Annotated in this window: 13 protein-coding genes; 5 read left to right on the top strand and 8 right to left on the bottom strand. The window is 30.7% G+C overall.

Translation table 11 applies throughout. The features are described 5' to 3' along the window. Window positions 1–78: 78 nt before the first annotated feature. The 5 genes from N5D46_RS04210 to N5D46_RS04190 form a co-directional block, all read right to left on the bottom strand. Window positions 79–1,116 (bottom strand): sulfite exporter TauE/SafE family protein, encoded by a 1,038-nt coding sequence (locus N5D46_RS04210; RefSeq protein WP_280036134.1) that lies wholly within the window; start codon window positions 1,114–1,116, stop codon window positions 79–81. A gap of 79 nt (window positions 1,117–1,195) precedes the next feature. Next, on the bottom strand, window positions 1,196–1,618 hold the full coding sequence (locus N5D46_RS04205) for a GNAT family N-acetyltransferase (protein ID WP_260392513.1): 423 nt from the start codon (window positions 1,616–1,618) through the stop codon (window positions 1,196–1,198). 74 nt (window positions 1,619–1,692) lie between these two features. Beyond that, window positions 1,693–2,406, bottom strand: a complete 714-nt coding sequence (locus N5D46_RS04200) for an ATP-binding protein (protein ID WP_280049261.1) — start codon at window positions 2,404–2,406, stop codon at window positions 1,693–1,695. 93 nt (window positions 2,407–2,499) lie between these two features. Then, window positions 2,500–2,934 (bottom strand): carboxymuconolactone decarboxylase family protein, encoded by a 435-nt coding sequence (locus tag N5D46_RS04195; RefSeq protein WP_038335884.1) that lies wholly within the window; start codon window positions 2,932–2,934, stop codon window positions 2,500–2,502. 54 nt (window positions 2,935–2,988) lie between these two features. After that, the gene (locus N5D46_RS04190; protein ID WP_115000954.1) at window positions 2,989–3,573 is read right to left on the bottom strand and encodes a Crp/Fnr family transcriptional regulator; all 585 of its coding nucleotides are present in this window, start codon (window positions 3,571–3,573) and stop codon (window positions 2,989–2,991) included. A gap of 197 nt (window positions 3,574–3,770) precedes the next feature. On the opposite strand from N5D46_RS04190, the gene N5D46_RS04185 reads away from it, so the two are divergent. Continuing rightward, window positions 3,771–4,646 (top strand): DUF808 family protein, encoded by an 876-nt coding sequence (locus N5D46_RS04185; RefSeq protein ID WP_115000953.1) that lies wholly within the window; start codon window positions 3,771–3,773, stop codon window positions 4,644–4,646. 62 nt (window positions 4,647–4,708) lie between these two features. Continuing rightward, entirely contained in the window at window positions 4,709–5,329 is a 621-nt protein-coding gene (locus tag N5D46_RS04180; RefSeq protein WP_219034359.1) for an L-threonylcarbamoyladenylate synthase, read from the top strand. 76 nt (window positions 5,330–5,405) lie between these two features. Here N5D46_RS04180 and N5D46_RS04175 read toward each other — a convergent pair whose 3' ends face one another. The 3 genes from N5D46_RS04175 to N5D46_RS04165 all read right to left on the bottom strand — a co-directional run bounded on the left by N5D46_RS04175 (window position 5,406) and on the right by N5D46_RS04165 (window position 6,741). Beyond that, on the bottom strand, window positions 5,406–5,657 hold the full coding sequence (locus N5D46_RS04175) for a hypothetical protein (protein WP_038336694.1): 252 nt from the start codon (window positions 5,655–5,657) through the stop codon (window positions 5,406–5,408). Then, window positions 5,638–5,955, bottom strand: coding sequence for a thioredoxin family protein (locus N5D46_RS04170; protein ID WP_038336696.1), 318 nt, complete (start codon window positions 5,953–5,955; stop codon window positions 5,638–5,640). The genes N5D46_RS04175 and N5D46_RS04170 overlap by 20 nt, the downstream gene beginning before the upstream one ends. Before the next feature lie 159 nt (window positions 5,956–6,114). Continuing rightward, window positions 6,115–6,741: a peroxiredoxin gene (locus N5D46_RS04165; RefSeq protein ID WP_125349304.1), complete on the bottom strand. Its 627-nt coding sequence runs from the start codon at window positions 6,739–6,741 to the stop codon at window positions 6,115–6,117. Between the two features lie 327 nt (window positions 6,742–7,068). Between N5D46_RS04165 and N5D46_RS04160 the strand changes: the two genes are divergently transcribed. The 3 genes from N5D46_RS04160 to N5D46_RS04150 all read left to right on the top strand — a co-directional run bounded on the left by N5D46_RS04160 (window position 7,069) and on the right by N5D46_RS04150 (window position 12,919). Beyond that, the gene (locus N5D46_RS04160) at window positions 7,069–7,788 is read left to right on the top strand and encodes a GLPGLI family protein (RefSeq protein ID WP_125349305.1); all 720 of its coding nucleotides are present in this window, start codon (window positions 7,069–7,071) and stop codon (window positions 7,786–7,788) included. A gap of 604 nt (window positions 7,789–8,392) precedes the next feature. Continuing rightward, window positions 8,393–11,422: a SusC/RagA family TonB-linked outer membrane protein gene (locus tag N5D46_RS04155; RefSeq protein ID WP_280049260.1), complete on the top strand. Its 3,030-nt coding sequence runs from the start codon at window positions 8,393–8,395 to the stop codon at window positions 11,420–11,422. 6 nt (window positions 11,423–11,428) lie between these two features. Beyond that, on the top strand, window positions 11,429–12,919 hold the full coding sequence (locus N5D46_RS04150; protein ID WP_280049259.1) for a RagB/SusD family nutrient uptake outer membrane protein: 1,491 nt from the start codon (window positions 11,429–11,431) through the stop codon (window positions 12,917–12,919). Window positions 12,920–12,952: the final 33 nt, after the last annotated feature.

Below are 12,952 nucleotides of genomic sequence, written 5' to 3'. Positions count from 1 at the left end.
TTTTTTATAGTAATGTTGGTTAAACTTAAGAATAATTTATCAAAAATAATGTTTCGTAAAAATTAATTGTTCAATCTTCTATTCTTTCAGTTCAAATTTGGTCAGTTTATTGTCTTTGTAACAATAAAACTCATAACTATCTTCTCCAATTCTGAATACTTTTTCGAGATGGATTTTATCGTAATTAGGTAAAATCTCATTGTATTTCTTTAATAAATTTTCAGGTAATTCATTCGGTTGAATTGGACGTTCAATCTCAAATTCACCATCTAACGAATATTCCATCACAAAATCGCTGTTTCGCCATTTTAAAGTTGTTTTATTTTCGTCACCTTTACTTGTTGTTGTAAGTTGAACTTTATCTTCTTGAATGATTTTTTGGGAACTTGTATAAAAAAGTGTAATTCCAGAAATAACCATCGCCGCATAACCAACTTTTCTGAAAATAAAATCGCTAAAATAAGGTAAAATATATTTGACCGTATAAGAAGAAATAATTGAAGCAACTGCAATCGTCAATCCAAGTAATAACGCGTTTTTTGAATATAAACCAAGAACAATATAAATGATTAATTTTATGATATGAAGTATAATTTCGTTGGCAGCTCGCGTTGCAATAATTTCTTCTTTTGTTAATCCATATTTTAAATAAAATCTATTGAATAATAAACCTATTGCTCCTGTTATTCCAGAAACGAATCCAGCTAAAAAACCAACAATGGCTAAAATATATTTTGATGAAGGTTTTTCTTCATTATCTTGTTGTTTTTTGTTTAGAAATAATTGTGGAACATTTGAAATCAATAATACAGCTACAATAATTTGTAAATAAATTGGGTTGATAAATTTGATTAAATAAGCGCCCATTAAAACTGCTGGAATCGAAAATGGCACGAACCAAAAGAAGATTTTCCAATGTACAGATTTTCTGAAAGCCGCTATTCGAGAGGCAGAACTTGTAAATGTTCCGATTGTTAACGAAAAAGGGACTAACGAAGTTGGAATAATAAGATTGAGGATTGGAATTAAGATTAAACTTGCGCCACCGCCACAAATTGCACTTATCCAAAATGCTAAAATTGCTCCAATAAATAGGAGAAAAATAGTAAAAATCATGATCAGAAATTTTATTCTGTTACAAAATTAGGACGATGATTTTAGAAATAAATGTCTAAAGACTTATCTTAAGTAAAACTTAAGAATAAGTAAATCTTAATTGAAAAAGATGATTTTTCGGATAAATTGTTTGCGAAATTTGCTGAAAATTATTTTTTAATAAGGCTTTAGACGAGGCGATATTTTCTTTTTTCACCCAAGCTTCAATCAGCATATATTTTCTCAATTTCAACTCTTTCGAAATCAGATTGATGATTCGTGTTGCGTAACCTCTGTTCCAAAATTGTTCATCAATGGAATAGCCAATAATCGCTTTGTCATGAACAGGTTGAAACATTACAGTACCAATCAAGGTTTCAGAAGATTTTTCGATAACAGCAAAGCGAAATTCATATCCAGAATTCTTTTTTTCTTTATCTCTTTCTAGCATTTTGTACGAATCTTTGATCGTTTTCATTGATGCGGTTTCGCGGTATTTCATGGCTTTTGCATTCGAATAAATTTCGAAAAGCCGTGTGCTACATCAGTGTCCAAAAGTTCTCTGAAATAAATTAATTCGTCTTCCATATTTTGGTTTTAAGAATTTGCTTGACGTTCTAATTTTTCAATCAATAATGCTTTTGCATTTGTAAGCGCATAATCTTTAGCTTCTGCAAATGAAACGTTGTATTTTCGTTTAAGAGATTGAATATCTTTTGGTAAATCGTTTAAAAGTTTATCGTAATAAACATCTAACATTTCAGATGTTGGCATTTTGAAATCAATTTTTAACTGAAATCTTCTCAATAATGCAACATCAATAATATGTGGATGATTTGTTGCGGCTATCAACAACGAATTTTGTGGCAAATAATCAATTAATTGAATTACTGTGTTCACTAAACGACGCATTTCGCCAACATCTTTGTCATCATTTCCACGCGCTTTTCCGATTTGGTCAAACTCATCCAAAAATAGAATTGCTTTTTCACGAGCAGCTTTATCAAAAAGCATTCGAATATTTTGCGAAGTTTCACCAATTCTTGATGAAACAATATTACTTAAATTCAAAATCAATATAGGTTTTCCGATTTCATTTGCAATTGCTTTTGCAGATGTTGTTTTTCCACAACCTGAAAATCCATGCAACAAAATTTTATTATTGACAGGTAAATTATATTTACTCAATTCCTCTATATATCTATGTTCTTTGATAAGTTGTTTTACTTGAGCAAGATTTTGATCATCTAAAAAAACATCATTCAAAGAAATTTCTTCCTTATCGTCAACAATTAAATCGTAAATATTCATATCAATTTTACTTCAAGACTCAAAAATAAACTATTTTAATCCGAAAGCCGATTTTTAGCACAAAAAAAGCTTCAGATTTCTGAAGCTAAAATTTTAAACCGTCATATGAGAACTGATTGCAATTCTATTCCAAGCATTAATCGTGGTAATTGCAATAATGATAATCGCAATATAATTTTCAGAAAAAAGTGTTAATGCTTTTTGATAAGTTTCTTCTGATAAACCATGTTGACTAATATTTGTAATTTCTTCTGTCATCGCCAATATCACACGCTCTTCTTCTGTAAAAAGTGTCGTTTCTCGCCACGCATTCAACAAAAAAATACGTTGATTTGTTTCGCCTAATTTCATCGCGTCTTTGGTGTGCATATTAATACAAAAAGCACAACCATTGATTTGTGAAGCTTTGATTTTAATAAGTTCTAAATGTAATTTATCTAATTCAGAATTTGCTAAATAATTCTCTAGACCATACATTGCTTCGTAAGCTTTTGGTTCTAATTTTTGAATGTTTAATCGTGATTTCATTTCTTAATTTTTAACAAAGTTCGTCGATTATTTATTCAAAAAAATTAAACTGGTTTAAGAAAACTCTTTCTTTCGGATTTCGCTTAAATATTCGGGTGTGAAACCTAAATAAGAAGCTAATAAATATTGCGGAACACGTTGTAAAAACTCAGGAAAATTTTTCTTGAAGTGAAGATAAAACTCCTCTTTCGAAAACTCTTTCAAATATTTGGAACGCATTTGAGCAGCAGCATTTGCTTTTTGATAAATTTGTTTGAAATACGAATTGAAAATAGGATGTTTTTCGCATAAAATTTCTTCGTTTGTTTTACTCATTTTCATAATAATTGCATTTTCTAGAGCTTGAATATAAAACTCAGAAATTTGTTGATTAATGTAAGAAAACGAATCTGTCAACCACCAATTTTCGATAGCAAAATCAATGGTTTGTTCTACACCTTTTTCATTGATGAAAAATAATCGAATACATCCAGAAATAATAAAATAATTGTACGTACAAACTGTTCCAGCTTTATGAATCATTTCTTTTTTCTTCACCGAAAATTTTTCAAAATATTGGACTGAATCGTGAAATTCTTCTTCAGAAATTGAAGTGAAAATTTGAATATGTTTCTTTAACTGACCGAAAGAATTTTCCATTTTATAAGCTTAATATATTTCTCTTTAAAATTAATGATTAGTTTCCGAAAGGACTTAATTTAGTTTAAAATTAATCAGGTTTATAGTCAGAATTTGGAGTGCAATTTGCTTGAAATGAATCGTCGAAAGAACATAAAAATAATCTATAAAGATTTGACATTATTTTTTACTTTTACGAACCAAAAAATAACAATAATATGGCTTCAGGAATATTTGCAATTTTAGATGATATTGCAGCATTGATGGATGATGTAGCGGTTACAAGTAAAGTAGCAGCGAGTAAAACAGCAGGGATTTTAGGAGATGATTTGGCTGTAAATGCTGAGAAAGCAACGGGATTTTTATCTTCGCGCGAAATACCAGTTTTATGGGCAATTACAAAAGGCTCTTTTATCAATAAATTGATCATTGTTCCAATTGTTTTGACACTAAATCATTACATGCCAGAGGTCATAAAATATGTTTTGATTTTGGGAGGTTTTTATTTAGCTTTTGAAGGTGTAGAGAAGATAATCGAGTTTATTTTTCACCGTCCAAAAAAAGGTTCAGAAGTTATTCATGAAGATAAAGTAGAAGATAAGAAGCAAGTCTCGGAAAAATCAAAAGTGAAATCTGCAATTATTACGGACTTTATTCTTTCGATAGAAATTGTGATTATTGCATTGAGTACAGTTTTGGAACAACCAATGTTGACACAAGTTTTTACAGTTTCGTTTATTGCAATTTTAGCAACCATTGGTGTTTACGGGATTGTAACCTTAATTGTTCGTATGGATGATGCTGGTTTTAAACTTATAAAAGCATCACATGACAAAGGAGCTGTTTCTAAATTAGGACATTTTTTGGTTGACGCATTACCTTATGTGATCAAAATTTTAGGATTTGTAGGGACTGTTGCACTTTTATTGGTTTCAGGTGGGATATTTGTTCATAACATCGATTATATTCATCACCATTTACCTACAGCAATTCCAATGATGATTAGTGAAGCTTTGATTGCTTTGATTGCAGGATTATTGGTTGTGGTACTTGTCACAATAGTTAAGAAAATAATAGGTTTAGCTAAAGGTTAGGAGATAGATAGATTTCGAAAAGAATTGTTAACTATTTCGTATCTTTGAATAAAGATTTACAAATGGCAGATTATATCAGAATTCACCCAGAAAATCCACAAGAAAAAGCGATTGATCAAGTGGTTAAGATTCTACAAAATGGAGGTTTAATTATTTATCCTTCCGATACTGTGTATGGATTAGGATGTGATATTACGAATATTAAAGCAATGGAGAAACTTGCTCGATTGAAAGGTGTTAAACTTGAAAAATCTCATTTCTCTATTGTTTGTAATGATTTAAGCCATTTGTCACAATATACTTTACCGATTGATAACAGTACGTTCAAAATTTTGAAACGCGCTTTACCAGGTCCTTTTACATTTGTCATGAATGCATCGCGCAATTTACCTGTCGCTTACAAAGGTAAAAAAACGGTTGGTATTCGTGTTCCAGATCATGCTGTTCCGCAAATGATTGTCGAAAAATTAGGAAATCCTATTGCTTCAACTTCTATTTATGATGAAGATGAAATTGTAGAATATACAACAGATCCTGAATTGATTTTTGAAAAATGGGAGAAGCTTGTAGATGCTGTCATTGATAGTGGTTATGGAGATAATATTGCGTCTACTGTTGTTGATATGACGGATGGAGTAGAGGTTTTACGTGAAGGTAAGGGTGATATTGAAGATTATTTATAAGATTCAACATTAATTATATAAAACCAAAAAAGGATTTCAATTGAAATCCTTTTTCTATACTAACTAATTGATAAAATTATTTATCAATCGAACCCATTACGCGTTGCATAAAAGTATTGGCAGCAGTACGCTCGTCCAATCCTTCTTCTTCCATCATTTGCTTCATTTCCATAGCTCCACAAATGTTAGAAATCATTTCTCCAATTACTTCTTGTTCTGGCTCCTTTACAGCTGGAGAATCAGCATAAACTTCCAAAACTTCTAAAGCTGTTTCCATTGCTTCAATAGAAACGTTTTTTGCTAAATTCTTAAATACCGGCAGCTTCATTGATCAATTCTTTTACAGCATCAATTTTAGACGCAGTTACTTGTCCTACATTTTCTCCTCCTTTGAAAACCGCGAAAGTTGGTAAATTTGGAACTTCAGCTAATTTTCTTGATTCTACTAATTTTTCAGCATCAACATATAAAAACTCAGCTTGACCTTCATATTCAGCCGCTAATTTTTTGAATTTTGGTTTTACTAAACGGCAGTTTCCACACCATCCAGCACCATATTGTACAATTACTATATTGTTATCAGCAACTACTTGTGCTAAGTTATCTTGTTCTAATTCTGCAAACATTTTATTAATTTTTATAAGTTAAAAATTGGGTATAAAAAAGGCTGTCTAAGTGTTGAGCTTAGTGATTTTTATTGAAAATGAATTCGTTAAAATCTCCTGTCAAATTTTTTAGACAGCCTCTTCGTGAATTTTGAAAATCAAAAGATTTTCAAGTTATTTTTAGTGAGAAGCTAAGTAAGAAGCTACACCATCTTTAGTAGCGTTCATAGCATCTTTTCCTTCTTCCCAGTTTGCTGGACAAACTTCACCATATTTCTCAACGTGTAAAATTGCATCTAATAAACGTACATACTCATCGATGTTACGTCCTAATGGTAAATCGTTGATTGTTTCGTGACGAACAACACCGTTTTTGTCGATGATGAAAGTACCACGGTAAGCAACTGGAGCTCCTTCAAATTTTAAAGAATCGTTTTCTTCGTTGTAAACATATTCACCTGCTAATACACCATAATCCATAGCGATAGTTTTAGCAAAGTCTGCAACGATTGGGTAAGTAACACCTTCGATACCTCCGTTATCTTTTGCAGTGTTTAACCACGCTAAGTGCGTTTCTTCTGAATCACAAGAAGCAGCGATTACAACAGCATCTCTTTTTTCGAATTCAGCTAATTTAGCTTGGAATGCGTGTAATTCTGTTGGACAAACAAATGTAAAATCTTTTGGATAGAAGAATAAAACGATGTTTTTCTCTCCGATTGGCATTGAAAAGTTTTCAACGATTTCGTCTCCATCTATTACTGCTGGCGCTGTGAATAAAGGCGCTTTTTTTCCTACTAATGACATAATTTTAATTTTTTATATTTTGTTTTTTACTTCTCGATTTGATAAAACTTGTTACAGTTTTTATCTCTTTTACTGATGCAAATTTAGATTGATATTTTAAACTGTCCATATATTTTCAATTTCAAATATAGATTAAACTATAAATTATATTTATGATATATGATTAATAATAATTTATTGAAATTCAATACAACAAGCCTTTTTATCTTACCTCTACGCTAATTTACGAAGATTATTTACCTTAAAGAATGATATTCCTTATGTTGATGATTATTTAAAATGAATTAAATTTTATTTCTATATTAGTAGAATAATAAACACTATAGAATGCTAAAATATTTATTTTTAATACTTCCAATAATTGGATTTGCCCAAGATGCTGTTCGTGTAGAATATGAAGTTCGTCAAGAATTTGATAGAAGTAATTTAAAACAAACATCTGCTAGAATGGAAGAAATGCTTGTCAATTCAGAAAATAAACGATATTATTTTGAGTTATTTGTAAATGCTACAAATTCTAATTTTACAGAAATTGAACGGATCAATAATGAACAAAATCGAGGAACTTCTTTTGGATTGACAACTAATATAAGCGCAACTATTTTTAAAGATTTCAATGCAAAAGAGTTATATGAAAATAGTATAATGAAACCGAAGTTGTTTATTAAAGATTCAATTCAGTCTTTTCCATGGATTTTGAGTAAAGATGAAGCAACGATTTTGGGATATAAAGTAAAAAAAGCAATATATACCAATTCTACACAAACTGTGGAAGCGTGGTATGCACCAGATTTACCTTTTCGTGACGGACCTTCTCGTTTTAACGGATTACCGGGTTTAATTTTAAAAATTAAATTCAAATTACCATTTACAAGTGATATGGATACAAATGTTAGTTTTACGGCAATTGATTTAAAACCATACGCAGGGAAAATAGAAATACCAAATAAATCGAAGAAAGTAACCAAGGAAGAATATGACAAGGAGATTGAGAAATCGATGGGGAAATCTGGAGGAATGATTAATCAAGGTGTAGAGAAAGATTAAGAGATAAAACGAAAAAGGTTAGTGAATTCACTAACTTTTTTTGTCAGGATAATTAGAAACAAAAGTTTTTAATTTTCTACTATTAGTATAAAATTTATACAGAATGGTAAGAGATTTTGTGCTAAAAAACATGTATTAGATTTATATTCTCAGATAAGAGAGTGATTAATATTTTTTTTTAAAAATTATTAAAATACGCCAAAATATTATCTTTAATATATTATTGTTTTATTCATTAATTTATTTCGTTTTTAATTATGTGATTGATTAACAGTTTGTAAGGTGTTTTTATGATCGGTTTTAACAAATTTCTATTATTTATATTTTTAAAATCTATTAATTCCATAGACTTTAATAAAATAGGATTTTTTTTCTATTCGCTATTACTTCCTGATAATTTCATTTGATTAATTAGATTCCTGTATTGTTTTATAATTTGTTATATTTTATGTTAAAATTTTAATAATTATTTAATATTTTAACGATTATTAACACAATAAATATTTTTATTTTACAGAAATATATTCTAAAACAAGGTGTTAAAAATATATTTTATAGTATAATATTCTTTAAATATAGAGATTTGCAGTATAAAAATTTATGAATGAAGAAAGCTCAAAAAAAGTTAAGTTTCATAGGTCTGCTGCTGTTAAGTTCTCTAACATATGCTCAGATCAAAGGACAGGTGAATGATGAATTAGGTTTTCCATCACAGGATGTGGAAATAAAAGTGAAAAATCAAGACCAAACATTTTATACAGATGAAAATGGTCATTTTTCAATCGATCTTCCTTTGGGAACAATATTAATCATTAATGGTTTAGAATATAAAGTTGATCACTATGATTTGGGTATAATTGATTTGAAATCCAAATCAGAAAATATTGATTTGGATATAGTTGTTGTAAAAAGTATTTTCGAGGCACCTCAATCTGCAGGTACAACAACCTTGAAAGGTGATGATTTGAAAAACTTAAATCCTTCAACTTCGATAGATCAATTGTTGTCGGGTAAAGTTTCAGGACTATCTTCTCAAGCACAGAATGGTGCGCCGGGCAGTAACGCAAATGTTGTGATAAGGGGAGCTATTGGTTTGAATGGTGGTGTTAAAAATCCACTTTATGTAGTTGATGGAACCTATTTGTCTGCTGCGGATATTGTTGCCTTAAACCCTAATGATGTAGAGGAAGTAAAAGTATTAAAAGATGCTTCTCAGGTAGCTATTTATGGTTCTCGAGGCGCAAATAGAGTGATTCTAATCACAACAAAACGCGCTAAAAAAAATGAAGGAGTAATCTCTTATTCTTCACGTGTAGGATTTGGTGAAAATTTAGGATTTAAGAACATCAACCTAATGAATGGGCATCAGTTTTTAAATTTTCAGAATGAAATAAGTCAATTAAAAGATCTGGAAACAGGGCGTAGTTTAGGTTTAGGTGTAGCAAGAAGCCAAGAGGAAATTAACCGATTGTCTCAATATGCTCATAATTGGAAAGATGATATCTTTAAAAGAAGTGTAATTAGTTCACATTATTTGACTTTCAATAAAAATGATGGCGAAACAGCGCAATCTTTTTCATTAGGTTATGATCAGGACAATGGTACTGTAGAGTTTTACAAAGGCTTTGAACGTATTACTTCTTCCATTAACATTTCATCAAAAATGAAAGATTGGTTACGATACGGTATTGATATTAATGGAGCTTATACAAAAAGAGATTTACCATCGGACGTGTATAATTTTTCTAGTCCTTTTACCAATATCTATTTAAATTATCCATACGCATCTGTTTATGAGCTGGATGAAGCAGGAAATGTGAAATTAGATGAAACAGGCGCTCCTATATACAATTCAAATGTAAATATTTTACAAAATCCAGTTTTGGATCAAATGAAATATACTGATGCAGAATATAGAAATTTTAGGCTTTTCGGTTCTGGATTTTTAGAGGCAGACTTAACTGAAAAGTTAACTTTTAGAACCACTTTTGGAGCGAGATATAACCGAAATCAGTTTGAAAGTTTCGTTTCCCCTTTGGCTTTTGTTTCTAAAAACCGTGGTACAGGTGGAAGTAAAGCTGATATAGGAGACGATCGTTTTGCTTACAATTGGAGAAATGAATTCAATTATATAAATAAGTTTGATTTACACACTTTGCGTTTTACGTTAGCTTCTGAATATTCCAACGAAAAAAACTATAACGTCACTTTACGTAGTGAGGGGTATCCAAGTGGAGATAAAAGTGTTCAATCTTTGGCCAATAGAATTTTGAATTCTTCTTTAACAAATAGATGGGAAGAAGCGAGATTTGGTTATTTAGGAGCTGTTTCTTATGATTACAACAGAAAGTTTTTTTTAGATTTTTATTTTAGAAGAGATGGGTCTTCATTAGCAGGACTAGAAAAACAATATGGAAATTTTTGGGGAGCTTCGGTAACATGGGATGTTGCAAGAGAAGATTTTTTGAAAGGTAATCAATATTTAACGGGTCTTAAGTTAAAAGCATCCTATGGAGAAGTCGGAGATGATTCATCTATTGCAAGGTACATCAATCAGGCGTATGTTAATCTGAAAGGAAATTATGGCGGAAATACAACTGCAATTCCTCCGAGATATGCAATTGATCCTAAGATGACATGGGAAACCAATCGAAAATTAAATGTAGGAGCCGAGTTTGATTTTTTCAAACACATTGTCACAGGGTCTTTCGCGTATTTTAATGACAACAGAAAGAATTTTATTTTCAGAACGTTGTTACCAATAGAATCAGGAGATTTAAGTAAAACCGTTAATGCAGGAGAAATAACATCCAAAGGAATAGAATTGGATCTTAATATTGCAGCAATTTCTCAAAAGAATTTTAAATTATCATTTTATGGAAATTTAACTTCGGTAAATTATAAAATCAATGAATTAAATGGAAAAGATGAATTATTAATTGGCACAGGTGATGAGATTTCACCAAGCATGATTCATGTAAAAGGACAATCGCCTTATCAGTTTCGTTTGGTCCGCTATGTAGGTATTAACCCTGAGAATGGAAAAAACTTGTATTTAGATAAAGATGGCCATATCACAGAAGAGTATAGAGCTGAAGATGCCGTAGCAACAGGAAAGACTCCTCTTCCAAAATTGTATGGAGGATTTGGATTAAATACTCACTTTTACGGTTTTGATATCAGTGCAGATTTTACGTATAGTTTAGGCGCGTATATGTACAATTATACATATAGAGATTTAACAAATGCTCCTATGAATTTTAATCAGGTAGTGGAAGCAAACGATTTTTGGAGAAATCCAGGAGATCATGCAAAGTTTGGTCGACCAACTACTCTAGGCGAACAAGAATCAACAAAATATCTTGAGAAATCGAATTATGTAATGTTCAGAAATCTTTCTATTGGTTACACATTCACGGAGTTGTTGAAAAATACGTTTATTAAAAATCTGAGGCTTTATGCACAAGTACAGAATTTAGCATTGTGGACAAAATATCATGGAGATCCGGTTTCAGCTACAGGTTCTCAGAGTATGATGAGTGTCGGTGATGCGGGATATGTTTCGGGCTCATATTCGTTATTTACATATCCTCAAGTTCGTACTTACTCACTTGGTTTTAACATTACATTTTAAGAAATTATGAAAAAAAATATAATTCTACTTACAGTTTTAGGACTGTTGACACTATTTAATTCTTGTTCAGATGATGACATAAAAAAAGAATCACCAAACGATGTATTGGTTGATGGTTTTTATAAGACAGAAGAAGATTTTACAAAAGCAATTTATGGATTGTACCAAGATTTTAAACAAATCGGGTTTTATGGAGGAAGTGGCTATTCCAGAGATTTAGTGGTTGTTGGAGATATCTTGTCAGATAATTTATTGTCCAATTATGGAGGTAGAGGATCTAATCGAGCTGCAAATAACTGGACATATGATTCTAGTCAAACACCTACAGATATTTATGTAGCCGCGTATCGAATGATCTCAGATGCCAACTTTATCCTTTCTAAAATTAATAATTTAAAAGAAGGAGAATTCAAAAATAGAATAAAAGCAGAAGCGATATTGATTCGGGCAATTGCACATTTTGAAATCGCCAGACATTATGCTGAAATTCCAACTCAAAGTGCAACATCAGCTTCTTCGATAGGGATTCCTTACCTAACAACTTATAACCCTGAATTTCAGTCAAGTCGTACAAAAACAATAAAAGAAGTTTATGATAATATTACTCAAGATATAGAAAGTGTTATCAATTATTTACCAGGTAATTATCAGGATATTAATCGTTTGAATCAATATTCAGCAAGTGCTTTCTTAAGTCGTGTTTATTTGTATAATGGTAACTATGATAAAGTTATTAAGTATGGACAAAAAGTTGTAAATGAAATTCAGCCAACTTCTAAAAATGAAATTGCGAGTTTCTGGTCGTCAAAAACAAGCCAAGGAAGTTTATTTGAAATTCCTTATTTACAAGCCAATGATCCGTCAATAGGCTCTAATTTTGGTTATGGAACCAATGCAAATAATATGGTGATGGAATTCTCTGCTGATAAAGCTTTGTATGATTTGTATAATGGATCAACAGAACCGGAACGAAAAAATACATATTTTAAGATTTATAATTTAGCGGGAGATGCGAATAATGCAAATATTGTTATCAATAAATATTATCCGGGTCAAATTAAAAATTATATCAATCATGCAAGGTATTTGAGAGTAGAGGAAGTTATTTTTAATTTGGCAGAAGCTTATTATTTGAAAGGTGATTTAGTACAGTCTCTTCAAACATTAAACATAGAAAGAGCACAGCGATATTCTAATTTTAAAGGAGAGGAAAAAGGAGAAGAATTATTTGAAGCAATTATTACAGAAAGAAGAAAGGAGTTAGCCTTTGAGAATGGAGATCGATGGTTTACTTTAAAAAGACTTTTAGGAGTAAAAAACATTCCATTAAAATATAGTAAAGGAATCAAACGTTCTGGAAATGGCTATAGAGCAGATGGAAGTGGAACGGCACCTGTCCAATTAGAATTGAAAGAATCAGATTATAGATGGCAATTACCAATTCCGAAAGAAGCGATAAATAGAAATGAAAACTTAACTCAAAATAAAGGATATTAATTAAAAAAGAACTTCTTAATTGAAGTTCTTTTT

The organism is Empedobacter sp. GD03865 (assembly GCF_029840775.1).
GTDB classification, from domain to species: Bacteria; Bacteroidota; Bacteroidia; order Flavobacteriales; family Weeksellaceae; genus Empedobacter; species Empedobacter falsenii_B.
Note: the sequence above shows the minus strand (reverse complement) of the source record. Positions and strands in the feature narration are given on the sequence as shown.